Genomic DNA, 23,392 nt, shown 5'->3' with positions numbered 1-23,392 from the left:
GGGTGGACGATTACCAGCAGACTATTCGTGCGTTGTCGGACCGTATCGTCGTGGCTCAAACCCCAATCCGGGTGCTCGACGCGGTGAAGTGGGACGACAACGTTCGCAAGGGCTTCCTCGAAGCGAAGGGCAAGAAAATGCCCGCCGTGGATCGCGCCTATTACGACAATCGCCCGCTGGCTTTCGACTCTAACGCAGTGAAGCTGGAGTTCCAGAACATTGAGCGCGACATCACCCGGCAGCTGGGCCAATTCAACCCGGTCGGGCAGATCATGCGGCGCATGTGCAAGGAATACCGCATGGTCATCCGCATGCTCGAAGCGCGAGGTACGCCAGACTTTGGCCTGATCTCCCAAGAACTGTATGGCGCCGCTTCCGACGCCTTCCATGCTGGTGATCCTACGCTGGCCGACTTGGGCATGATGCTTTCTGACTACCTAAATAACATTGCGGGCCGAGGCGACCTCAAAGACGAACCGAAAACCCTCACCGCGAAAGACGCGGTGGATAGATTGCAATCGCGACTGAACAAAGTGTTCGGCGAGGCGGAGTCAACTATTCGGGTGTTCGAGTCCGACGGAATCGTTGCCGATGCGGCAGCAGGTGCCGACTACATCAAGATCCGTACTGACGCTATGTTCAACGAGCGTGATGTGCGTGCGCTCGAAGTACACGAGGGGCTGGTCCATGTCGGGACTACGCTTAACGGTCAAAACCAGCCAATCTGTACCTTCTTGTCAAAAGGACCTCCGTCGTCGACGGTGACTCAAGAAGGTTTGGCGATCCTGATGGAAGTCATCGCGTTTGCTTCTTATCCGAGCCGCCTGCGCAAGTTGACCAACCGTACACGTGCCATTCACATGGCCGAAGAGGGCGCTGATTTCCTGCAGGTTTTCGAGTTTTATCGCGAGCAGGGATTTGAAATGGCCGAAAGCTACGGCAACGCCAGTCGCGTATTTCGTGGTTCGGTGCCCAACGGTCTGCCATTCACCAAAGACTTGTCCTACCTCAAGGGCTTCATCATGGTTTACAACTATATTCAGTTGGCCGTGCGTAAAGGCAAACTGGAGCAAGTGCCGCTGTTGTTCTGTGGCAAGACCACCTTGGAAGACATGCGCACCTTGCGTCAACTGGTCGATGAAGGCTTGGTGGTGCCACCCAAGTACCTGCCCGAGCAGTTCCGCGACATGAATGCGTTGTCTGCCTGGATGTGTTTCTCGAACTTCCTCAACCACCTGAGCCTGGACCGGATCGAAGCGGACTATTCCAATATTTTGTAATTTTCACGCGCCTACCTACCGTGTCGTCCAGCCATCGCAACCAAAAGGGATATCAGGTGAAGATTTTCGCTGCATTAGCGTTGATGCTGACCCTGGCAGGTTGCAGCTCCCTGTTGTTTTACCCTGAACCCGGCTTGCCCTTTACCCCTGAAAAAGCCCATGTGCAATTCCGCGATGTCACATTGATCGCGGCTGACGGCACGCACTTGCATGGTTGGTGGCTGCCTGGAAAAGCCGGGGTGCCGGTCAAAGGCACGGTTTTGCACTTGCATGGCAATGGCGGCAATCTGGCGTGGCATCTGGGTGGCAGTTATTGGCTGCCGGCGCAGGGCTACCAAGTGTTACTGCTGGATTACCGGGGATACGGGTTGTCTCAAGGCGAGCCAAGCTTGCCGGCGATCTATCAAGATATCGACGCTGCCTTTGCCTGGCTCAATACCGCGCCGCAGGTACAGGGCAAGCCCCTGGTGGTTTTGGGACAAAGCATCGGTGGATCACTGGCGGTACATTATTTGGCTGAGCATCCACAGCAAAGGGCGCGGGTCAAAGCCTTGGTGTTAGACGGCACGCCGGCCAGCTACCGGGATGTTGCGCGCTACACCTTGAGCACGTCGTGGCTGACCTGGCCGCTGCAAACGCCACTGTCATGGCTGATCCCGGACTCAGAAAGCGCCATCAAAGGAATGCCGCAGCTGGCGGGCACGCCCATCATGATGTTTCAAAGCATCGACGATACGTTGGTCCCACTTTCCAATGGCATCAGTCTGTATCAAGCTGCGCCGCCGCCGCGGGTCCTGCAATTGACGCGGGGTGGCCATGTGCAAACGTTCTTTGACCCGACCTGGCGTCAGGTGTTGCTGCGTTATCTGGAAGATCCGCAGCACTTCAATGGGCTGCGTCGATTGGCCGAAGTACCGAATTATCCGGAGACCCCCGTTGTGCAACCCGCAACTCAGCATTTAGAAATCGAACATTCAGAGAGTCCGCAATGAGCGAAGAACGTAACGCAATCCCCCTGATCCTTACCGGCATTGGCTGCATCCTCGGCACCGTCGGTTGTCTCTGGTATTACGGCTATTTGCATTTTGCCAAGCCCGAAGATGCGTTGTTGTTGAGTGAATTCACCATGCTCAAGACCGTGCCAGGTGAGGATTACAAAATTTCCGTGGATCCTGCTACCGAAGTCGCACAGTGCATTGACGGCGTATTGGTCTTGTTCGACACCGCACAGAAAGGCTTGAGCGGCGTCTTAGTTAATGGCAACAAACAAGCCGTGCATTGCATGGGCCAAGAAACCCCGCAGCAATTGCAGCCTTAAAGTAAAACTTTGACGGGCGATAACAAACGCCCCGCCTGCTCAAGCAGACGGGGCGTTTTGTTGTGCGTCAATTAGTCGATTGCATCGACGAGCGCGGCGCAACCGGCTGGTTGTCATTGGAAATAGTCACTTCTACACGGCGGTTTTGCGCACGACCCGAGTTGCTGCTGTTATCTGCAACGGGATATTCTTTGCCGTAGCCCTGAGTCACGATGCGAGTAGGGTCAACGCCCATTTTTACCAGGGCGGCGCGTACCGAATTGGCCCGGCGCTCCGATAACGACTGGTTGTAAGACGAAGAGCCGCTGGCATCGGTGTAGCCCTCGACCACTACTTTGCGATCGGGATTTTGTTGCAAGAACTGCGCAAGCTTGTTGACGTCCATCATGCCGGACGACTTAAGCTCAGCTTTGTTCAGATCAAACAACACGTCACCGAAGGTCACCAACGTACCGCGAGCAGTCTGCTTGGCGTTCAGGCTGTCCTGAAGCTGTTTGATCTGTGCATCACGAGCCGCCAGACGCGCTTGTGCTCGCATCGCTGCGGCGTTTTTCAATTGATCTTCTGCGGTGCGCAGGTTAATGGTCTGCTTGGCCAATTCAATCCGTTGAATGGTCAGGTATGACAGTTGATCAACCTTTTTTGCATCTTCTTTATTTCGATAGGCCATGTCAGCCTTGTCTAACCACTCACTCGCGTCTTTGGTTTCCAACGCGGCAACCTGGCTCGATTGCGGATTGGCTTGTAGCGCGCTGAAGTTTGTCCGGGCTTGTTCAAGGCTTGGATTAGGTGGCGTTGCGCAAGCTGCCAAACCAACGCTCAGCGCGATAAGAGCAGGAACCATCAATTGTTTACGCATGATATTTTCGTCCTTTAAATCAATGTCAATCTAGGCAATACGAATACACGGGAGGGTTTTGGCCGCTTTTATTGCGTGGTCTTCATGCCGTCCTGCCGCAGTTCATCAGCACCCTGACGGGCATCCTGGACAGCTTTTTGAGCCTTTGCCGCTTGAGCGGTACGTTCAGCGACCCTGGCATCCCATTCCGACTGCTCTGCGAGCATTTTCGCTTCATCGTATTTTTTGTCATGCATCGCCATTTCCGCTGCTTTGAGCTTGTCCTGAGCCGACTTCATCTCAACGGCGGCGTACTCAGTACCGCCAGCGCTGACGGCACTGTTAACGGCAGATTGGGTGACCGCGTATTGCGCCGTCGGTGGGTTACCGGCACACCCGGCCAGTACAGCGCTGCTGCCGAGTGCCAAAACAGCCAGTTTCAATCCGCGAAAGCGGCTAAACGAGGTAGTGGCAGTATTGATTTTCATCGTGTTCAACTCCATTGGATGTTTCTCTTAACCAGATTTTCCATGACAGTCATGCCTGAAGCCGGACATAGCGTTCACGCCAACTGCTATCAGGTTTGCTGCGATGGTTAATGGCTGTGACCCTTGGCATTTTTGAATAGTTCAGTCAGGTTTTTAAGCCGGATGAAAAATAAATTAACAGGTCGAAGGCTCTAGCACGTGACTTAGCGGTCGCGCACGAGCATGCCCGCCGTAAAAACGGCAGGGCGTATGTCGTTAGGAGGATTTAAATATCGCGGGCCGAAGCCTGGTTAAGCGTCAGATTTTTCGTCCAGCTCATGTAAATGTTGCCGCGACAGGGCCAGAAACCGAGGAGTCGGGCCGATGTCCTCGTAGAGCGGGTCACCTTCTTCATCCGTGGCCACGATATGGTTGCCTTTGACATAAGGAAAGCTGGCCTCAAGTTCTTCCAGCGCTGCCCCGATCAATTCACCGAGTAGGTCCTCCGGATGGCGTTTAGGGTACATCTCGGCAATGGCTGCCAGTCGGGCGGCAGCTTCCATATCCAGATGAATCGTATAGCCAGTTTTACTCAGACGGCCCTTGGCATTGTGTTCCCAGTGCTTGGCAAGTTCGCGAATTTTCATATGGAACCTCATGGTTAACCGCTTGTGGCCGGCACATTGTGTAAGCGAGTCGCGGTACAACTTCCCTTACAGATTAGCTCATCCCCTTGAAATGTATGAGCTAGACAGAGGTGTGCTTGTCAGAACCCGCCGCGCTGTGCACTCTTATGGATCAGATTTTTGCGCGCTTGTTCAGTCCTGTCCTTTAATCACTGAGCGGCACCCGTCAAGAAACGCTGGAGAGTAGGGCAATGGCCGATATCGACGCACGTTTACGCGAAGACGTTCACCTATTGGGTGAGTTGTTGGGCAATACCATCCGTGAGCAACGAGGGCCTGAGTTTCTCGAAAAAATCGAGCGAATTCGCAAAGGCGCCAAAGCCGGGCGTCGCGGATCGGCGGCAGGCACCGAACAACTGAGCACCAGCGTTGATGAGCTTAGCGAGGATGAGTTATTACCGATGACGCGAGCGTTCAATCAGTTTTTGAACCTAGCGAACATTGCCGAGCAATATCAACTTATCCACCGCCGTGAAGATCCGTTGCCGCAGTCCTTTGAATCCCTTGTGTTGCCTGAGCTGCTGGAGCGCTTAAAAAACACCGGCCACTCCCCGGAGGCGTTGGCGCGGCAGCTGGGCAAGCTGGAAATTGAACTGGTATTGACTGCACACCCCACCGAAGTGGCGCGCCGGACCCTGATTCAAAAATACGACGCTATCGCCTCGCAATTAGCTGCGCTCGACCATCGCGATCTCAGCGCTGCTGAGCGCGAAGACATCACCGTGCGCCTGCAGCGGCTGATTGCCGAAGCTTGGCACACTGAAGAAATCCGCCGCACCCGTCCGACGCCGATTGACGAGGCTAAATGGGGCTTTGCGGTGATCGAGCATTCCCTGTGGCAGGCGATTCCCAACTACTTGCGCAAGGCCGATCATGCGCTGCATGCCGCTACCGGACTGCGCTTGCCGCTGGAGGCGGCACCCATACGCTTTGCTTCGTGGATGGGCGGCGACCGGGACGGCAACCCTAACGTTACCGCTGCGGTTACTCGAGAGGTTCTGCTGTTGGCGCGCTGGATGGCGGCGGATCTGTACTTGCGCGACGTCGATCAATTAGCTTCCGAACTGTCGATGCAAGAAGCCAGTGACGCCTTGCGTGCCGCCGCCGGGGACAGCGCCGAACCTTATCGAGCCATCCTCAAACGGTTACGTGATCGCCTGCGCGCGACGCGCAAATGGGCTCAATCTTCATTGGCCGTTACGCAACCAGCGCCCGACAGTGTCCTTCATAACAATCGTGATCTGTTTGAGCCGCTAAACCTGTGTTTTCAGTCGCTGCATGAATGTGGCATGGGTGTGATTGCCGATGGACCGTTGCTGGATTGCTTGCGACGTGCGGTTACATTCGGGCTGTTTTTGGTGCGCCTGGACGTACGCCAAGACGCCAGTCGCCACACGGCGGCCATGACTGAAATTACTGACTATCTAGGCTTGGGTCGTTACGAGGAGTGGGACGAAGATGCCCGGATCAAATTCTTGCTGCGCGAGCTGAAAAACCGTCGTCCGTTGTTACCCGGACATTTCAAACCGGCGGCCGACACCGCTGAAGTGCTCGCCACCTGCCGCGAAGTGTCGGCGGCCCCGGCCGCTTCACTGGGTTCTTACGTGATCTCAATGGCGGGCGCGGCTTCTGATGTGCTAGCGGTGCAATTACTGCTCAAGGAAACCGGTCTGCAACGGCCCATGCGTGTGGTGCCGTTGTTCGAAACGTTGTCTGACCTGAACAACGCTGGGCCTGCCATCGAACAGTTGCTTAGCTTGCCGGGCTATCGTTTGAGTCTTCATGGTCCCCAGGAGGTAATGATCGGTTATTCCGACTCAGCCAAGGACGCCGGCACCACCGCAGCGGCGTGGGCGCAGTACCGAGCTCAAGAGCAGTTGGTGGATATCTGTCGCGAACGGCAAGTCGAACTGCTGTTGTTTCATGGTCGCGGAGGCACTGTCGGCCGCGGTGGTGGCCCTGCCCACGCGGCGATTCTGTCGCAGCCACCGGGGTCAGTGGCGGGACGCTTTCGCACCACTGAACAGGGCGAGATGATTCGTTTCAAGTTCGGTCTGCCAGACATCGCCGAGCAGAACCTCAACCTATATCTGGCGGCAGTACTCGAAGCCACATTACAGCCGCCCCCTCGGCCTGAACCGGCGTGGCGTGAAATGATGGACCACCTGGCCGCTGATGGCGTTGACGCATACCGTGCCGTGGTGCGCGACAATCCAGAATTCGTCGAGTATTTCCGTCAGGCCACGCCGGAGCAAGAGCTGGGGCGCCTGCCGTTGGGCAGTCGGCCAGCCAAGCGTCGTGAAGGCGGCGTTGAAAGTTTGCGTGCTATTCCGTGGATTTTTGCCTGGACCCAAACCCGCTTGATGCTGCCCGCGTGGCTCGGTTGGGAAACCGCCTTAAGCAAGGCGCTTGAGCGGGGCGAAGGCGACTTATTGGCGCAAATGCGTGAGCAGTGGCCGTTTTTTCGGACACGTATCGACATGCTAGAAATGGTATTGGCCAAGGCTGACAGTGATATCGCTCGCTTGTACGACGAACGTTTGGTCGAGCCACATCTGCAACATTTAGGTACTCATTTACGCGACTTATTGTCGCAGGCGTGCCAAGTGGTACTGGGCCTGACGGGACAATCGCAGCTACTGGCACATAGCCCTGAGACACTTGAGTTCATTAGTTTACGCAACACCTATCTTGACCCTTTGCACCTTTTGCAGGCCGAATTATTAGCCCGCTCGCGTAAGCGCGAAGCGGCGCAGGACAGCCCTTTGGAACAGGCATTGCTAGTATCTGTGGCAGGCATCGCCGCTGGGCTACGTAATACTGGTTGAAAGCTGTTGGGTGTATAGCGCTGCCAGACAAGGTAGCGCGCTTCACAAAAACGGCAATCCATCGACCGTTAAAGACGCATTTTTACAAGGTTGCGCCAAGTCATACCTGTAGAGAATAGTGCTTTTGGATGCCAGTGAGTCCTTGGTTACTGCGACTTTCGGCTGCTTGTGTGGGGATAGCCTGCTGTGTATCTTGATCAGCCTTTGGCCGATTGGCTGAACTTTTTTTGAGATTGGCCCAAAGAGGCGAGTCTGACGATATCCATATAAAAATTTAGGAGCACATCGATGCGCGTGATTCTGCTGGGAGCTCCCGGGGCCGGTAAAGGTACTCAGGCAAAATTCATTACCGAAAAATTCGGTATCCCGCAAATTTCCACGGGTGACATGCTGCGCGCAGCCGTCAAGGCCGGCACTGACCTGGGCTTGAAAGCCAAAAGTGTCATGGACAGCGGCGGTTTGGTCTCCGACGACCTGATTATCGGGCTTATCAAAGACCGTCTGTCTCAACCAGATTGCGCTAATGGCGTGCTATTCGACGGTTTTCCTCGCACGATTCCCCAAGCTGAAGCGTTGCTGAACGCCGGTTTGGAAATCGACAATGTTGTCGAAATCGCAGTAGATGACGAAGAAATCGTGAAGCGTATCTCCGGTCGTCGGGTACACGAAGGTTCTGGCCGCGTTTATCACCTGATCTACAACCCGCCCAAGGTTGCAGGTCTGGATGATGTCACCGGTGAGGCGCTGGTTCAGCGTAAAGATGACGTCGAAGCCACCGTGCGTCATCGTCTTGAGGTTTACCACGCTCAGACCAAGCCACTGGTGACGTTTTACCAGAATCTGGCCACTCAAAACGGTAAACCAAAGTTTAGTCATATCGAGGGCATCGGTTCTGTCGATGACATCACTGCCAAGGTGCTGGCTGCGTTTAGCTGACACCTGATTGCGGTCATGAACTACGGCCCGCTTGCGGGCCGTAGTTGTTTATAATGCGGCACTTTTTTACGCACTTTTTTCAAATGGACACACCGATGACCACGTTGCTGGCCCTGGATACCGCCACTGAAGCTTGCTCTGTCGCTTTGCTGCACGATGGCAAAGTGCTGAGTCACTACGAGGTCATCCCGCGTCTGCACGCACAGCGCTTGTTACCTATGATCAAGGATCTCCTGGCCGAGGCAGGGATTACTTTGTCCGCAGTAGACGCCATTGCTTTTGGTCGCGGGCCGGGTGCATTTACCGGCGTGCGGATCGCTATCGGCGTGGTTCAAGGCCTGGCGTTCGCCCTGGAACGCCCGGTATTGCCGGTGTCTAATCTGGCCGTGTTGGCGCAACGTGCCTGGCGCGAACGCGGTGCACGCCAGATCGCCTCGGCTATCGATGCGCGTATGGATGAGGTCTACTGGGGCTGCTATCGCGAAACAGGCGGTGAAATGCGCCTTGCTGGGATCGAAGCGGTATTGCCGCCAGAGCAGGTCGCATTACCGGATGATGCGACGGGCGAATGGTTCGGGGCGGGCACGGGCTGGGGATATGCCCAGCGGATCGCAGTAAAGGTTGCCGGATCTGATGCTCAGTTGCTGCCCCATGCACAGGACTTGTTGACCTTGGCCACCTTCGCCTGGGAACGTGGCGAAGCCGTTGTCGCTGATCAGGCGCAACCGGTTTACCTGCGGGATAAAGTCGCGACCCCCAAGGCGCGGCCGGTTTGATTCCGGAAGGGTATCCGCGAGTCCTGTTCCGCCGAGAAGGTTGGATAGGCGTTAGTTGACCTAAATGCGACACTTCATCGGTGTTTTTAAACCTTCGGCATAAACTGTGGTCTAGTTATCGTTCGGATATTTGTGAAGCCGTGTCCGTACTGCTAGATTGCCACTACAAGACGCCGAGTACGCATTGATGCGCATAGACGGACCCTCACCACGCTCATACCCCATAAAGCGCAAGCCTCGCAAAGGCGCTGCGACGCTTGATGACGGGTTTGAAGAAGTGGACGGCGAGGTTGAAGTTCCCCCGCAACTTCCCGCTCGCACCGGCCGACCGCAAACATCACAAGCAGGATCGACCGCGAATGTCCCTGCTCGTCAGCAAGACATGATTTTTCCTCGTTCTGTCAGCAATCGCGTCGCTCAGGCGCTGTCCAGTTACCTCACTACCGCCAGTTATGTCGATTGGGACATGGAAGTGCTGGGACTTGATCTTCACGTTTGAACTCTTCACGCCCCCCTTATTATCTTGGTTGTCCATCTTGGAGTGAAAGCGCCTGGCGTGACTCCCTGTACCCGGAAGATGCCCGACCCAATGAGTTCCTTGGCTTGTACTCGCAGGTGTTCAACGCGGTTGAAGGCAATACTACGTTTTACGCCAGACCTTCACCGGTGATTGTTGAACGATGGGCTCAGACGCTGCCGGAGCACTTTCGAATCACTGCAAAATTCCACCGTGACATCAGCCACAGTGGCGACCTGCATCAACAATTGCACGCGGCTGACGATTTCATTCAGCTACTTGCGCCACTGGGCCAGCGTATCTCGCCTTTGTGGCTGCAATTGCCCGCGAGTTTCGGGCCGCTACGACTGGCGGAGCTGGTGAGTTTTATCGATGCCGTTGAGCGTCCGTTGGCGCTAGAGGTTCGGCATCCTGCTTTTTTCGCCAAAGGGGATGAAGAGCGCATGCTTAATCGAGTGTTGCTGGACCGTGGTGTAGAGCGAATCTGTCTTGATTCGCGAGCGCTGTTCAGTTGTCAGTCCACAGATCCAGCGGTGCTGCATGCACAGTCGAAAAAACCGAAAGTCCCCCCGCGCCCCGCAGCCCTGACGCAACATCCTCAAGTGCGCTTTATTGGGCATCCGCAGTTGGAGGCCAATGATCCGTTTCTGGCGCCGTGGGTCAAAAAAGTCGCGGGCTGGATCGAAGAAGGGCGCGCACCGTATGTATTCATGCACACGCCCGACAACCTTCAGGCGCCTGATTTGGCGCGTCGCTTCCATGAGCAATTGATGATACTTCTGCCTGGATTGTCGCCGTTGGCGGTTGTTCCCAGAGAAGCACCTGACGTACAGCAGCAATTGGGGTTGCTGTAACGATCGGCCGCGATCAGGCGGCCATGCGCAGGTTTTGCAAAATGATTGGCCGTGCCCAACCGTTGTCGAAGTCAAGATGACGCTGCTGCTCTTCGACAGTTTCAGGTGCAAGCGGTAGGGCAGGTTTGTTGGCCAAATCCCATTCAAACTCGGCGATGGGCAGATGCAATGGCCGCGCCACTGGTCCGGGTCCGGGATTTGCAACCGCTTGATGTGGATCGAGTACCAAAGGCCGAACCCAGCCACTGTCGAAATTCAAATGCCGTTGTTGTTCGATCATATCCGCAACGCTGAACGGTTGCGCAGGCTTGGGCAGCAGGTGCAGTTCGAACTCGGCAATCGGCAAATGCAACGGGACAGGTGGGCGACGCTGCACATCGTCTACCGGGAGTTCGCGCTGATCAACGATTTGCCCGAGGGCGTTGGTCCCGCCCGTTGGTTCGCCGGTGGCCGGGTCGGTCGCGGCTACGGTTGGCGCCACTGAAACGCTGGTTTTGTCTGCGGTTTGCTCTGCCATTGCGCGAGCGAACGCATCCGACCAGAGCTGGGTAACACCGCTTAGGATTCTGGAATTGCGAAGACTGTAGTCGCCTGTGTGCGACAAATAGCCTATCGATGCGGATTCAATGTCAGACATAGCGCTCGTTGTTCGTCTGGCTCTGGCAAAATGCTGGATATTCTCGTTATCGGCCACTTTCGCCGATCATTTAAAAATAGTTGAGCGCGTGGGCAAATGAGTGAGCAACAACCGGGCAGCCGCATTCGCGTCGAGACCCTGATCAGCAACGGACAGTCGCAAGCGGAACACTGGGCGCAACGTCTCGGCCTGCCATTGGAAGATACCCAAGCCGAATTCGCCTTGCAGGTGACAGATGACGGTTTGCAGTTGCAGCAGTTGGGCGCGGACACCGCTGGGCCGGTGCGAGTGGATTTTGTCGAAGGCTCTGCTGCGCATCGGCGGTTATTCGGCGGCGGCAGCGGGCAAATGATTGCAAAGGCCGTGGGTATCCAGCCAGGGGTAAGACCCCGAGTACTGGATGCAACGGCGGGATTGGGCAAAGACGCGTTCGTGCTCGCCAGTCTGGGATGTGAAATAAGCCTGATAGAACGTCAGCCAATCATTGCGGCGCTGCTTGAAGACGGTTTGATCCGTGGGCTAAGAGATCGCGAAATCGGGCCAATTATCGCGCAGATGCGTTTGCTGACTGGCAACTCAATTGAGTTGATTCGTTCTTGGGAGGGCGAGCCCCCGCAGGTGATTTATCTAGACCCAATGTTTCCCCACCGGGAAAAAACCGCACTTGTGAAGAAGGAAATGCGCCTGTTCCGGCCTTTGGTGGGCGACGACATGGACGCACCGGCGCTGCTCGAAGCCGCGTTGTCGCTGGCCACCCACCGAGTAGTGGTTAAACGCCCGCGCAAAGCGCCCAGTATCGATGGTCCAAAGCCCGGTTATGCGTTGGATGGAAAATCGAGCCGATACGACATTTACCCGAAAAAGGCATTGAAAAGTTAACCCTTTGAACTGCGTCTGGCCGTCAACCTGTGGCTGCAGGCCTGTCTGCGAACTTAACAGCGCGGCTCGTGGTTCAGGCGCGATATGCGCGCATGAACACGCTGACTACTTCGCGCACATGCTCGTCGTCCGCCGCCTCGTCGGGCGCATCGTTGCAGCCAATCAGCAGGCGAAAGTTGCACGTGCCTTTGAGCAAGCACAGAAAATGTTCGGCGGCGAGGCGCGGTTTGTCGATCTTCAGGCTGCCGCTGTTGTCCATTTGAATCAATAGCCGCTCCATCTCTTGCAGAATACGTTCAGGTCCAGCCTCGAAAAATATCTGTGACATCTTGGGATCTTGAGTACCCAACGCCACCATTAGCCGATGCAGCTCAATTGAATCCGGACTATTGATCAGCGCATGAAAGCCCTGTCCGATATCGCTCAGCACTTTCTCTACTGGCGCGCCCTCAGGCATCTCGAAAAAGAGTTCAGGCAGTTGTTCTTCGCAACGTGCCACCAGAGCTGCCGAAAATAAGGTCTCTTTGTCGGTGAAATGGTTGTAAACCGTCAGTTTTGAGACCCCCGCTTCGGCTGCCACAGCGTCCATGCTGGTGCCGACAAACCCATTGCTAATAAACAGATTTTTCGCAGCATCAAGGATAGCCTGGCGTTTTGCCAGGTCTTTAGGGCGACCGGGGCCAGAAGCAATTAATGAATTATCAGGCATCTTCGTTTTAATAGTGGACTGGTGAGTTTGGTATTTCTTACTATGCGCGGCAGTACAACAATTAAAGCATCCTACTCCAAAGGTCCATCACCATGTTTCGCGATGCCTTGTCCCTTACTCTGTCCATCAGCCTAGCTCTGCTAATGGCTGGCTGCGGTCATGAAGAGTCTCCTCCAGTCACCATTCGCCCTGCCATGGTCGTCCAGCCACAGATTGCGTCGCTGTCGATGGACAGCTATCCCGGCGAAGTCCGTGCTCGGCTTGAACCTGACTTGGCGTTTCGGGTTCCTGGCAAGGTCATCAAGCGCTTGGTGGAAGAGGGGGACCGCGTCAAAGCCAACCAGCCGTTGGCCGAACTGGACCCCCAGGATATGCGCCTGCAATTGGAAGCGAGCCGCGCTCAGGTGGCAGCAGCTGAAGCCAACTTGCAACTGGTCCGCGCTGAGCGTGATCGCTACAAAACCCTGATGGACCGGCAGATGGTCAGCCATTCGCAATTCGACAATGCCGAAAACTTGTTCCGCTCAGGTGAGGCGCGGCTCAAACAGATGAAAGCCGAATTTACGGTGGCCGATAATCAAGCCGGTTATGCCGTACTGCGCGCTTCTCAAGATGGCGTGATTGCTCGACGTCTGGTGGAAGTTGGGCAAGTTGTCTCCGCCGGGCAGACGGTATTTACCCTGGCTGCCGATGGCGAACGCGAAGTGTTGATCAGCGTGCCGGAACAAAGTTTCAGCCGCTTCAAAATCGGTCAAGCAATAGCCGTCGAATTGTGGGCACAAGGCGATCAGCGTTTTGTGGGCCGAATCAGAGAACTTTCGCCAGCCGCTGATCCGCGCTCACGGACCTTTGCTGCCCGCATCGCGTTTGTCGGTGGCAAAGTGCCGGCCGAACTGGGGCAGAGTGCTCGGGTTTTTTTTCAGACGGGGCAAACCGCAGCCTTGTCGGTGCCATTGTCTGCATTGACTGCCGAAAACGGCGCGACGTATGTCTGGCGTATCGACGCAGAGAACAGGATAAAGCGCACCCCGGTTCGCGTCGCGGCCTATGGTCAAGATACGGTGCCGGTTCTGGAGGGCCTCAGCGCCACTGATTGGATCGTAGCGGCCGGCGTGCACGTGCTTCATGAGGGCGAAAAAATACGCCCGGTGGATCGCAACAATCGGGAAGTGAAACTGGCGGCCAAGGAGTAAGCAAGGATGCGTTTCAACCTTTCCGAATGGGCGTTGCGCAATCGCCAGATCGTTTTGTTTTGTATGTTGCTTTTGGCCGTGGTCGGCGCTTTGTCCTACACCAAGCTCGGGCAAAGTGAAGACCCGCCGTTTACCTTCAAAGCCATGGTTATCCGCACGCTTTGGCCAGGCGCCAGTGCCGAGGAAGTGGGTCGGCAAGTGACCGACCGCATTGAGAAGAAGTTGATGGAGACCGGTGAGTACGAACGTATCCTCTCGTTCTCGCGGCCGGGAGAATCCCAGGTCACGTTCTTTGCCCGCGATGCCATGTCGTCAAAACAAGTGCCTGAACTGTGGTATCAGGTGCGCAAAAAAATTGGCGACATCCGGCAAACTTTGCCGTCCGGTATTCAAGGGCCGTTTTTTAACGATGAATTTGGTACCACGTTCGGCAATATCTACGCGTTGACCGGTGACGGTTTTAACTATGCAGTGCTTAAACACTATGCCGACCGTGTACAAATTCAGCTGCAACGGGTCAAGGACGTCGGCAAGATAGAGCTGTTGGGGTTGCAGGACGAAAAAATCTGGATTGAGCTGTCGAACCTGAAACTCGCGACCTTGGGCTTGTCATTGGAGGCGGTCCAGCAGGCCCTTGAGGCTCAGAACACGGTTTCGGCTGCCAGTTTTTTTGAAACGCCCAGCGATCGCATTCAACTGCGAGTCACCGGACGGTTCCAATCTGTTGAGGAGATAAAGAATTTCCCGATTCGCGTGGCGGGTCGTACATTTCGCATCAGCGATTTCGCCGAGGTTCATCGCGGCTTCAATGATCCACCCGCGCCGCGCATGCGTTTTATGGGCGAGGACGCCATCGGCCTGGCTGTGGCGATGAAGGAAGGCGGCGATATTCTCTCTCTCGGTCATGCGCTAGAGACTGAGTTTGCCCACATACAACAAAACCTCCCGGCCGGCATGCAACTGCGCAAGGTGTCGGACCAACCAGCGGCGGTTAAAACTGGGGTCGGTGAGTTCGTCCATGTGCTGGCCGAGGCGTTGGGCATTGTACTGCTGGTGAGCTTCTTCTCCCTTGGTATGCGTACCGGTTTGGTGGTTGCCCTGACCATCCCGCTGGTGTTGGCGATGACCTTCGCCTGCATGTATTACTTGGGCGTGGGCCTAAACAAAATTTCCCTTGGCGCGCTGGTATTGGCACTGGGCTTGTTGGTGGACGATGCAATCATTGCCGTGGAGATGATGGCGATCAAAATGGAACAGGGTTACGACCGGCTCAAGGCCGCTAGTTTCGCCTGGACCAGTACCGCATTCCCGATGCTCACCGGCACATTGATTACTGCTGCCGGTTTCTTGCCAATTGCCACCGCGCAATCGACCACGGGTGAGTACACCCGCTCTATTTTTCAGGTAGTAACTATCGCGTTATTGGCATCTTGGATCGCTGCAGTGGTGTTCGTACCTTACTTGGGCGATCGGTTGTTGCCGGACTTGGCAAAAATTCATGCGGATAAACATGGTTCACATGCACCGGACCCTTACGGCACAGCGTTCTATCAGCGCGTGCGACGCTTGGTGGGCTGGTGCGTGCGACGGCGTAAAACCGTATTGGTGTTAACTGTCTGCTTGTTCGTGTTGTCGGTGGTGATGTTCCGTTTCGTCCCGCAGCAGTTTTTCCCCGCGTCCGTGCGGCTTGAATTGATGGTCGATTTGAAACTGGCGGAGGGTGCCTCCCTCACTAACACTGCGGCACAAGTTACGCGGCTGGAGCAGCTGCTTAAAGATCACGCGGGCGTCGACAGTTATGTGGCGTATATAGGCACCGGCTCGCCACGCTTTTACCTGCCGTTAGACCAGCAACTGCCGGCTGCCAGTTTTGCTCAATTCGTGGTGCTGGCAAAAACCATCGAAGACCGCGAGGCGGTGCGCACGTGGTTGATCAACACCCTCAACGATCAATTCCCAACCCTGAGACCTCGGGTGACACGCCTGGAAAATGGTCCTCCCGTGGGCTATCCCGTGCAGTTCAGGGTCTCGGGTGAACACATCGACGAGGTTCGTGCTTTAGCGCGCAAGGTAGCGGACAAGGTTCGGGAAAACCCGCGCGTGTCTAACGTCCATCTGGATTGGGAAGAGCCGAGCAAAGTTGTACACCTCAATGTCGATCAAGACCGAGCGAGAGCGCTTGGCGTGACCACGGCGGACTTGTCGCGCTTTTTGCAGAGTTCATTGACCGGCTCTAGCGTCAGCCAATACCGTGAAGACGATGAATTGATCGAAATTTTGGTGCGTGGAACCGCCGATGCCCGCAAAGACCTCGCCTCGCTGGCCAGCTTGGCGATTCCCACCGCTAACGGCACCAGTATTGTGCTTTCGCAAGTTGCGACGCTTGAATATGGCTTTGAAGAAGGCATTATTTGGCACCGCAACCGATTGCCCACCGTGACGGTGCGCGCGGACATCTACGGCAAGGAACAACCGGCCACGCTGATTCAACAAATCCTGCCGACGCTGGACACAGTGCGAGCTGAGCTGCCAGACGGTTACCTGCTGGAGGTCGGCGGTACGGTTGAAGAGTCTGAACGTGGCCAGCGCTCAGTCAACGCCGGTGTGCCGTTGTTCATCGTCGTGGTCCTGACCTTGTTGATGTTGCAACTGCGCAGCTTCTCGCGGGTAGCCATGGTGTTCTTGACCGCGCCGCTGGGCTTGATTGGCGTGACGTCATTTTTGCTGGTGTTTCACCAGCCCTTCGGCTTTGTCGCGATGTTAGGCACCATCGCTTTGTCGGGGATGATCATGCGCAACTCGGTGATCCTGGTGGATCAGATCGAACAGGATATCACTGCTGGGCTGGAGCCTTGGCACGCTATCATCGAAGCCACCGTCCGCCGTTTCCGGCCTATTGTTCTCACCGCTCTCGCGGCGGTGTTGGCCATGATCCCGCTGTCACGCAGCGTATTCTTCGGCCCCATGGCGGTAGCAATCATGGGCGGCCTGATCGTCGCCACCGCACTCACGCTGCTGTTCCTGCCCGCGCTGTATGCCGCGTGGTTCAGGGTAAAAAAGGTGGAGGTGTGACGATCCGCTGTTACCCAGCAAGCGCTAGGGGTTGCCAAAGCCGCCAAGCTCAATTTAAGGCAACGTTGAGTTACAGCGCGCCAAACACTTTCTTCGCCAAACTGGTCGCCGCCGCGGCCGGGTTTTTGCGGATGCTGGCTTCTTGCTCGCCGATCATTTTAAACAGGCCATTGAGCGCCTGTTCGGTCACGTAGCCTTCGATGTTGGCATCTTTAGCGTCGACGACACCCAATGCGGCAGCTTGTCCTGCAAAAGAGTTGTACTTCTGCGCCACGCCGACTTTGTCCGTCGCTTGTTTGACGATAGGCAGGAACTTGGCTCGGATCTGATCGCGGCTGGTCTTGCTCAGGTATTGGGTGGCTGAGTCACTGCCGCCGCTAAGGATGCCCTTGGCATCGGACATGCTCATCTTTTTCACGGCATCTACCAATAACGCCTGTGCTTGAGGCATGGCAGCTTCAGCAGCCTGGTTCATACTGGCTTCCAGTTGATCAACTTGTGCCCCCATGCCGAATTGCTTCATCTTCTTTGCGACTTTGCCGAGAGCACCCGGCAACTCGATACGCACCTCTTTGTTGTTACTGAAGCCACCGGGAACACCGAGCTCCTTGACGGCGATTTGTGCGCCTTGGGTCAGTGCGTCTTTTAGACCGCCGCCGGCATCCGACTGTGACAGATCGGTCAACGCCACGGCGAGGACATTGGCCGAAAACAGTACGCACGCGAACAGGCCTGCGTAGACAACGGAAGGGCGGAGCATGCAAATATCCTTTTAAAAAATCGATTTAAGCAAACGGCGCGGACTCGTGGGCCAACGCCAAGGTGTTACTGAACTGAGTCCAGACGAATCCGCAGCGGCTTTGGATCTTGTCCATCCAATCGTACGCCATGCTGCTCGGTACTGATGAACAGCAACTTGCCATCGAGTTCAATGTGCGCGCTGACCGAATAACGGTGGCCGGGTTGAACGTGCTTTGGATCGTAAGCCAGGGAAAAGGGCAGCGGTACCTGGCCTTTTACCGGGGCCGTTTGTCGGGCCAGAATCACCACCGGCGCATCGGCCCGGGAAATGTCCTGCAGGCTCACGGTCATGGTTGCGGCTGGTGGCAAGGCAATGCGTTGCAAGTAAAAAACCTCGCCATTAAGGCTGGCTTGATTCATGGGTTGCTGCTGGGCACAGGCGCCGAGCACGGTGGTTATCAATACGAGTAAAAGTTTTTTCATCGCAATCTCCATACGAGTGGCGGCAGAAGAAGCCTGACGCCACCGACAGGAATCTAACGGATTTATCCGGCAGGGTCAGCCTCTGAAACATCTTCACTGCGGTGTAGTGCCACTTGGCGAATCGATAAACGGATTTCGGCGGGCAGTACGCGCTTGGCTGCGCCCTCCGCCAGTTCTCCCAATAACGGGTGATAACTGAGCTTGCCTGCGGTGTCTTTGCGCAGCACCCCCAAGTCGAGCAGGTTCTGAATAAAGTGCCGAAACAGGCTTTTATCGAAGAACTCTGGTGCATTGAGCCCATGCAAAATCGACAGCCGTTGCGCCATGACTGTACACAGGTCTTCCAGTTCTTCGGCGCTGAGGCTGTTTTGACCGCCGTTGAGCAGCAGTGAGATTGCCATGTAGAAGCGTTGCAACGTCTGGGCAATGGCGCGTGACAGTAACGTCAGCTGCACGAACTGCCGCGAACTCGGCGCCGGACGCAAGTAAACTTCATTTTCCAAGCGCAACAGACCTTGCTCTACCAAGGCTTCGAGCCATTGATCAACGACCGCGTCCAGCTCGTTTAGCGGCCAGCGAATGAATAACTCAGACTGCAAATACGGGTACAGCGCGCGGGCGTAGCGCAGGATTTGTTCGCGGCTCATGCGCGACGCGCTTTGGAAAAAGCTCGCCAACAGGGAGGGTAGGGCGAAGATGTGCAACACATTGTTGCGGTAGTAGGTCATCAGAACTGCGTTTTGTTCATCCAAATATAGAATTTTGCCCAGCGCGTCGGCTTGTTCCGACAACAAGTTCATGCCCTTTACATAGCTGATCAGCGCCTTGCCATCGCCCTCCGGCAAAGTGGTGTGCGGCGAATAAGGCACTCGGCGCAGCAGCGTCAGGTACAGGTCCAGCACCCGGGTCATGGCCTGATCATCGAGCGCCAGTTTGTTGGTAGACAACAATGCCAGCGCCACCAGATTGACCGGATTAATTGCGGCGGCTTCGTTCAGGTGCTGCGCCACGCGCTGGCCGAGACGGTGAGTGGTTTCGTTCAACCAGGCAGGTCGGTAGAGCGGGCCAAGTTCTTGGTCACGCCAATTGGGTTGTTCATGGTCAAGGAATTCAGCCAGTTTGATCGGCTCGCCAAAGTTGACCGACACTTGGCCGAAGCGTTGTTTCTTCAGCGCACCAATGACTTTGAAGATATCGAAAATGGATTCTTTCTTTTTGCTCGCACCGCGCAACTCGCCCAAATACGTGCGGCCTTCTAGTACGCGTTCATAGCCGATGTAAACCGGCACAAACACAATTGGCATTCGCGAGTTGCGCAGGAAGCTGCGCAGGGTGATCGCTAACATGCCGGTTTTAGGCTGCAGCATGCGCCCGGTTCGCGAACGACCGCCTTCAACGAAATACTCGACCGGAAATCCTTTGGTGAACAGCGTGTGCAGGTATTCGTTGAATACCGAGCTGTACAAAGGATTGCCCTTGAAGGTACGGCGCATGAAAAAGGCGCCACCGCGTCTTAACAGGCCGCCGATGCCTGGCATGTTCAAGTTGATACCGGCAGCCACATGGGGTGGCGTCAGACCGTTGCGAAACAGCAGGTACGACAGCAGCAGGTAATCGATGTGGCTGCGATGGCACGGGACATAAATGACCTCATGGCCTGGAGCCACTGCTTGTACACCTTCGATGTGGCTGACCTTGATCCCGTCGTAGATCTTGTTCCAGAACCAGCTCAGCACCACTTCCATGAAGCGAATGACGGAGTAGCTGTAGTCGGAAGCGATTTCGTTGCCATAACGCAGCGCTTGCGTTTGGGCTTTGGCTTCTGTGATGTTAGACCGTTCGGCCTCTTCGAGAATCGCTTGCTTCACCAGCGGTTCGTCCAACAGGCCACGCACCAGCGTCCGGCGGTGGGACAAATCGGGGCCGATTACAGCGGTTTTAAGGTTGCGGAAATGCACCCGAAAAATGCGCTGGGCCATGCGCAATGTGCGTTCGTAACCTTTGTTTTCGTCGATCAGCTCGCGCAGGTGAACCGGTGCCGAAAACTGTACGCGGGTTTTGCGCCCTAAAATCAGGATGCTGACCAATCGGCGCAGACGCCCGGTAACCGCCCAACTGTCGGCGAATAATAACTTCCATGGGCTGGATTCGCTGTCCGGCGACTGGCCCCAAAACACACTGACCGGGATGATCTGAGCATCCTCTATGGCGTTCTGGGTGATGGTGCTGACCAACCGTTCCAAGGTAGGCGGTGCGCCGCGTTTGTCTTGACGGCCAAGCCAGTCAGGCTCGGGGGTCAGGTAGAAAAACGCAGCAGGCTCCAGCAAGTTGCCCACGGCTACCGGCAGGATCGGCCGAGGCAGGCCGGCTTTGCGGCACTCGGTGTCGACCACCGCGAGATCACTCAGGGACGGTGATTGCAGAACATAGAACACCGGTCGGCTGCGGTCGAGGTTGAGGGTGAACGACGATTGATTAATAGTTTCCGAGCGAACCCAGAGGTACAACAATCGGCGCAAGGTGCCAAACACAAGACGGCGGAGCGGAGAGCGGGTCATACGGTATCTGCTGCATAGTAAAAACGAGGCGGACAGTGTGCCGTATATGGTCGGGATGGGCAAAAGAGGGTCGTTAGTCCGGACCCGTTAAGTAACAACGTGTTGACGAAGCGGACGACGCGATTTTACTGTGAAAATGCCTCGTCAACAGGTTCGCTAAAGATATTTGCAAGAAGTCATGAGCATCACCAGATCAAGCGGTGTGCCAAACAATTTTTTCTTCGCCGTCGCTGCTGATGCGGATCCAGCGGTCGGCGGTTTCGTCGCTTTCTTCTTCGATCCAAGTGCCTGGTGCGCAACGCACTTCGACGCTCAGTGCGGCAAAGGCGGCACGGGCGCAGGCGATGTCGTCTTCCCACGGGGTCTGGTCGCTTTCCAGGTAAAGGCTGTTCCACTTACCGACGGCTTTAGGCAGCCAGGTCACTGCAATGTCGCCCGCGATGCATTTGTAGGTTTGGCCTTTCTTTTCCCACTCGCTGCACGGGCCGATGGCACCACTCAGCCAGGCGGCTACAGCTTTGTAATCGACGTCGTGGTCTTTGAGATAAATTTCGATATCAGGTTGGCGCATGGATGCCTCGTCAAAAATTGAAAAAAATCCATTCGCGGATTCAGGGTGTCGTGTTCGGTGCTTGTAGATGAGCTAAGGGCTCAAGCACGAAATAATCGTAGCGCATGGAGACCGTCACTTCGAACGGCTCTGGTTGATCAATCACATTGGCCCGGCGTTCGGCACTGGCTCGCCAGCCATGAGGCGTCATCGCCAGCAGGTTGGCGCGTGACTGACCGTCAACCAGGGTCAGCTTGAATTCCAGTGTTTCGCTGTGGTGCAACTGCATGCCTTCCGGGATCAGGGCCAAATGCTTGTCATCGGCGTAATTGCGTACTTCGTCGTATAGACGCTCGCGCAGCTCCATCAGATGTCCGCTGGTTGGGCCAACCCGTATCAGCCCGCCGCCCGGTGTCATGAGGCGCTTGGCTTCATTCCAGTCCAAAGGGCTGAACACGCTGATCAGCAACTGGCAGCTGTCATCCGGCAGTGGCACTCGCGCCATGCTGGCGATCAACCACGTCAGTGAGGGATCGCGGCGGCATGCACGCTTGACCGCTTCACGGGAAATGTCCAGTGCGTAACCGTCGGCCTCGGGCAGCGCCGTGGCGATTTGCGCGGTGTAATAGCCTTCGCCGCAGCCGATGTCCAGCCAACGCGCTGGAACCTGCTCCGCTGCCAGTTCGGCCAAACGCTTGGCCACCGGTGTGTAATGCCCAGCGTTGAGAAAGTCGCGACGGGCTTCGACCATGGCTTGGTTATCGCCAGGGTCACGACTGTTTTTATGCTGCACCGGTAGCAGATTCAGATAACCCTGGCGTGCGCGGTCAAAGCGGTGACCGGCGGGGCAAACGACGCCGTTATCGGCGTCGCTAAGGGCTGCTGAGCAAATCGGGCAGGTGAGCATCATGCGAGTAATTTGACCAGCGTTTGGAAGTAGATCTCGGTCAACACGTCGAGGTCGGCGGCCAGTACGCGCTCATTGACCTGATGAATCGTGGCGTTGACCGGCCCCAGTTCGACCACCTGAGTCCCCATGGTCGCGATAAAACGTCCATCGGAGGTGCCGCCGCTGGTGGAGGCTTTGGTCTCGCGACCGGTGACGGCCTTGATGCTGGCCGAGACCGCATCCAACAGATCGCCCGGTTCGGTCAGGAATGGCAAGCCGGACAGCGCCCATTCCACGTGATAGTCCAGACCGTGCTTGTCGAGCAGGACCGCAACCCGTTGCTGCAAGCCTTCGACGGTGGATTCGGTAGAGAAGCGGAAGTTGAACACTGCAACCAGATCGCCAGGAATGACGTTGGTCGCGCCGGTGCCGGCGTTCAGGTTAGAAATTTGAAAACTGGTCGGCGGAAAGAATGCATTGCCGTTGTCCCAGTGCTCAGCCACCAGATCGGCCAAAGCCGGAGCCACCAGATGAATCGGGTTCTTTGCCAAATGCGGGTAGGCAACATGGCCCTGTACCCCGCGTACTGTCAGCGTGGCGCCCAACGAACCGCGTCGGCCGTTTTTCACGACATCGCCGACCAAGGTGGTACTCGACGGTTCGCCGACGATGCACCAGTCCATGCGTTCTTTGCGCGCCACCAGGCGCTCGATCACTGCCTTAGTGCCGTGATGCGCTGGGCCTTCCTCGTCGCTGGTGATCAGGAAGGCAACCTTGCCTTTATGGTTCGGGTATTCGCCGACAAAGCGTTCTGTTGCCACCAGCATTGATGCAAGGCTGCCTTTCATATCAGCTGCGCCACGTCCACAGAGCATGCCGTGTTCGTCGATCAAGGCATTGAACGGATCGTTTTGCCACGCTTTAACCGGGCCGGTCGGCACCACGTCGGTGTGCCCAGCGAAGCACAATACCGGGCCGTCCTGATGGCCGTGGGTGGCCCAAAAATTATCCACATCTTCGATACGCATGGGTTCCAGCGCGAAGCCGGCATTGCCCAGGCGCTGCATCATCACGGTCTGGCAGTCCGCGTCGATCGGGGTCACCGATGGACGACGGATCAAGTCGCAAGCGAGTTGAAGGGTGGGCGAAAGTTCGGCTGGGGCCGTCATGTACAAAACTCC

At 56.1% G+C, this 23,392-nt stretch carries 22 protein-coding genes; 11 read left to right on the top strand and 11 right to left on the bottom strand.

The features are described 5' to 3' along the window. Positions 1-2: 2 nt before the first annotated feature. From QN378_RS08160 to QN378_RS08150, 3 genes are all read left to right on the top strand, one after another. A complete protein-coding gene (locus QN378_RS08160; RefSeq protein ID WP_322201612.1) occupies positions 3-1,280 on the top strand; it encodes a flavohemoglobin expression-modulating QEGLA motif protein in 1,278 nt (425 codons plus the stop codon). Positions 1,281-1,363: 83 nt separating this feature from the next. Continuing rightward, a complete protein-coding gene (locus QN378_RS08155) occupies positions 1,364-2,272 on the top strand; it encodes an alpha/beta hydrolase (RefSeq protein WP_322206824.1) in 909 nt (302 codons plus the stop codon). Next, positions 2,269-2,598, top strand: coding sequence for a hypothetical protein (locus QN378_RS08150; protein ID WP_322201614.1), 330 nt, complete (start codon positions 2,269-2,271; stop codon positions 2,596-2,598). The genes QN378_RS08155 and QN378_RS08150 overlap by 4 nt, the downstream gene beginning before the upstream one ends. A gap of 67 nt (positions 2,599-2,665) precedes the next feature. Here the strand turns inward: QN378_RS08150 and QN378_RS08145 are convergent, their stop codons facing one another. From QN378_RS08145 to QN378_RS08135, 3 genes are all read right to left on the bottom strand, one after another. Continuing rightward, positions 2,666-3,457 carry an OmpA family protein gene (locus tag QN378_RS08145; RefSeq protein WP_322201616.1) on the bottom strand — a complete coding sequence of 264 codons (792 nt, stop codon included), beginning with the start codon at positions 3,455-3,457 and terminating at the stop codon, positions 2,666-2,668. Between the two features lie 68 nt (positions 3,458-3,525). Next, positions 3,526-3,939 carry a DUF4398 domain-containing protein gene (locus QN378_RS08140; RefSeq protein WP_323549410.1) on the bottom strand — a complete coding sequence of 138 codons (414 nt, stop codon included), beginning with the start codon at positions 3,937-3,939 and terminating at the stop codon, positions 3,526-3,528. Positions 3,940-4,214: 275 nt separating this feature from the next. Further along, on the bottom strand, positions 4,215-4,550 hold the full coding sequence (locus tag QN378_RS08135; RefSeq protein WP_322201620.1) for a pilin assembly protein: 336 nt from the start codon (positions 4,548-4,550) through the stop codon (positions 4,215-4,217). 230 nt (positions 4,551-4,780) lie between these two features. On the opposite strand from QN378_RS08135, the gene ppc reads away from it, so the two are divergent. The 5 genes from ppc (at position 4,781) to QN378_RS08110 (ending at position 10,500) form a co-directional block, all read left to right on the top strand. Beyond that, on the top strand, positions 4,781-7,417 hold the full coding sequence (ppc, locus tag QN378_RS08130; protein ID WP_323549411.1) for a phosphoenolpyruvate carboxylase: 2,637 nt from the start codon (positions 4,781-4,783) through the stop codon (positions 7,415-7,417). A gap of 288 nt (positions 7,418-7,705) precedes the next feature. Beyond that, positions 7,706-8,353 (top strand): adenylate kinase, encoded by a 648-nt coding sequence (gene adk, locus QN378_RS08125; RefSeq protein WP_322201624.1) that lies wholly within the window; start codon positions 7,706-7,708, stop codon positions 8,351-8,353. A 95-nt stretch (positions 8,354-8,448) separates the two neighbouring features. Further along, positions 8,449-9,129 carry a tRNA (adenosine(37)-N6)-threonylcarbamoyltransferase complex dimerization subunit type 1 TsaB gene (gene tsaB / locus QN378_RS08120; protein WP_322201626.1) on the top strand — a complete coding sequence of 227 codons (681 nt, stop codon included), beginning with the start codon at positions 8,449-8,451 and terminating at the stop codon, positions 9,127-9,129. Between the two features lie 187 nt (positions 9,130-9,316). Further along, a complete protein-coding gene (locus tag QN378_RS08115) occupies positions 9,317-9,628 on the top strand; it encodes a hypothetical protein (RefSeq protein WP_323549412.1) in 312 nt (103 codons plus the stop codon). After that, entirely contained in the window at positions 9,625-10,500 is an 876-nt protein-coding gene (locus tag QN378_RS08110) for a DUF72 domain-containing protein (RefSeq protein ID WP_323549413.1), read from the top strand. Before QN378_RS08115 ends, QN378_RS08110 begins: the two co-directional genes overlap by 4 nt. 13 nt (positions 10,501-10,513) lie before the next feature. On the opposite strand, the gene QN378_RS08105 is transcribed toward QN378_RS08110, so the two are convergent. Beyond that, entirely contained in the window at positions 10,514-11,137 is a 624-nt protein-coding gene (locus tag QN378_RS08105; RefSeq protein WP_323549414.1) for an energy transducer TonB, read from the bottom strand. Between the two features lie 96 nt (positions 11,138-11,233). Between QN378_RS08105 and QN378_RS08100 the strand changes: the two genes are divergently transcribed. Next, positions 11,234-12,016: a class I SAM-dependent methyltransferase gene (locus QN378_RS08100; RefSeq protein ID WP_322201633.1), complete on the top strand. Its 783-nt coding sequence runs from the start codon at positions 11,234-11,236 to the stop codon at positions 12,014-12,016. Positions 12,017-12,089: 73 nt separating this feature from the next. On the opposite strand, the gene QN378_RS08095 is transcribed toward QN378_RS08100, so the two are convergent. Beyond that, positions 12,090-12,725: a TetR/AcrR family transcriptional regulator gene (locus QN378_RS08095; protein ID WP_322201635.1), complete on the bottom strand. Its 636-nt coding sequence runs from the start codon at positions 12,723-12,725 to the stop codon at positions 12,090-12,092. 92 nt (positions 12,726-12,817) lie between these two features. Between QN378_RS08095 and QN378_RS08090 the strand changes: the two genes are divergently transcribed. After that, on the top strand, positions 12,818-13,918 hold the full coding sequence (locus tag QN378_RS08090) for an efflux RND transporter periplasmic adaptor subunit (protein WP_323549415.1): 1,101 nt from the start codon (positions 12,818-12,820) through the stop codon (positions 13,916-13,918). Positions 13,919-13,924: 6 nt separating this feature from the next. Continuing rightward, positions 13,925-16,990: an efflux RND transporter permease subunit gene (locus QN378_RS08085; protein WP_322201638.1), complete on the top strand. Its 3,066-nt coding sequence runs from the start codon at positions 13,925-13,927 to the stop codon at positions 16,988-16,990. Positions 16,991-17,060: 70 nt separating this feature from the next. Here QN378_RS08085 and QN378_RS08080 read toward each other — a convergent pair whose 3' ends face one another. From QN378_RS08080 to dapE, 6 genes are all read right to left on the bottom strand, one after another. Next, on the bottom strand, positions 17,061-17,750 hold the full coding sequence (locus tag QN378_RS08080) for a DUF4197 domain-containing protein (protein ID WP_322201640.1): 690 nt from the start codon (positions 17,748-17,750) through the stop codon (positions 17,061-17,063). 65 nt (positions 17,751-17,815) lie between these two features. Then, complete coding sequence (locus tag QN378_RS08075; RefSeq protein ID WP_322201642.1) at positions 17,816-18,214, bottom strand: YbaY family lipoprotein; 399 nt, start codon at positions 18,212-18,214, stop codon at positions 17,816-17,818. A gap of 62 nt (positions 18,215-18,276) precedes the next feature. Beyond that, positions 18,277-20,772, bottom strand: a complete 2,496-nt coding sequence (plsB, locus tag QN378_RS08070) for a glycerol-3-phosphate 1-O-acyltransferase PlsB (RefSeq protein WP_322201644.1) — start codon at positions 20,770-20,772, stop codon at positions 18,277-18,279. Between the two features lie 193 nt (positions 20,773-20,965). After that, positions 20,966-21,343, bottom strand: coding sequence for a hypothetical protein (locus QN378_RS08065; RefSeq protein WP_323549416.1), 378 nt, complete (start codon positions 21,341-21,343; stop codon positions 20,966-20,968). A gap of 40 nt (positions 21,344-21,383) precedes the next feature. Then, complete coding sequence (locus tag QN378_RS08060) at positions 21,384-22,229, bottom strand: putative RNA methyltransferase (RefSeq protein WP_323549428.1); 846 nt, start codon at positions 22,227-22,229, stop codon at positions 21,384-21,386. Then, positions 22,229-23,380 carry a succinyl-diaminopimelate desuccinylase gene (gene dapE, locus QN378_RS08055; protein WP_322201648.1) on the bottom strand — a complete coding sequence of 384 codons (1,152 nt, stop codon included), beginning with the start codon at positions 23,378-23,380 and terminating at the stop codon, positions 22,229-22,231. Before dapE ends, QN378_RS08060 begins: the two co-directional genes overlap by 1 nt. Positions 23,381-23,392: the final 12 nt, after the last annotated feature.

This window comes from Pseudomonas sp. 10S5 (assembly GCF_035019745.1).
In the GTDB taxonomy this organism is placed as follows: Bacteria; Pseudomonadota; Gammaproteobacteria; order Pseudomonadales; family Pseudomonadaceae; genus Aquipseudomonas.
This window is presented reverse-complemented; position numbering and strand designations above follow the sequence as displayed.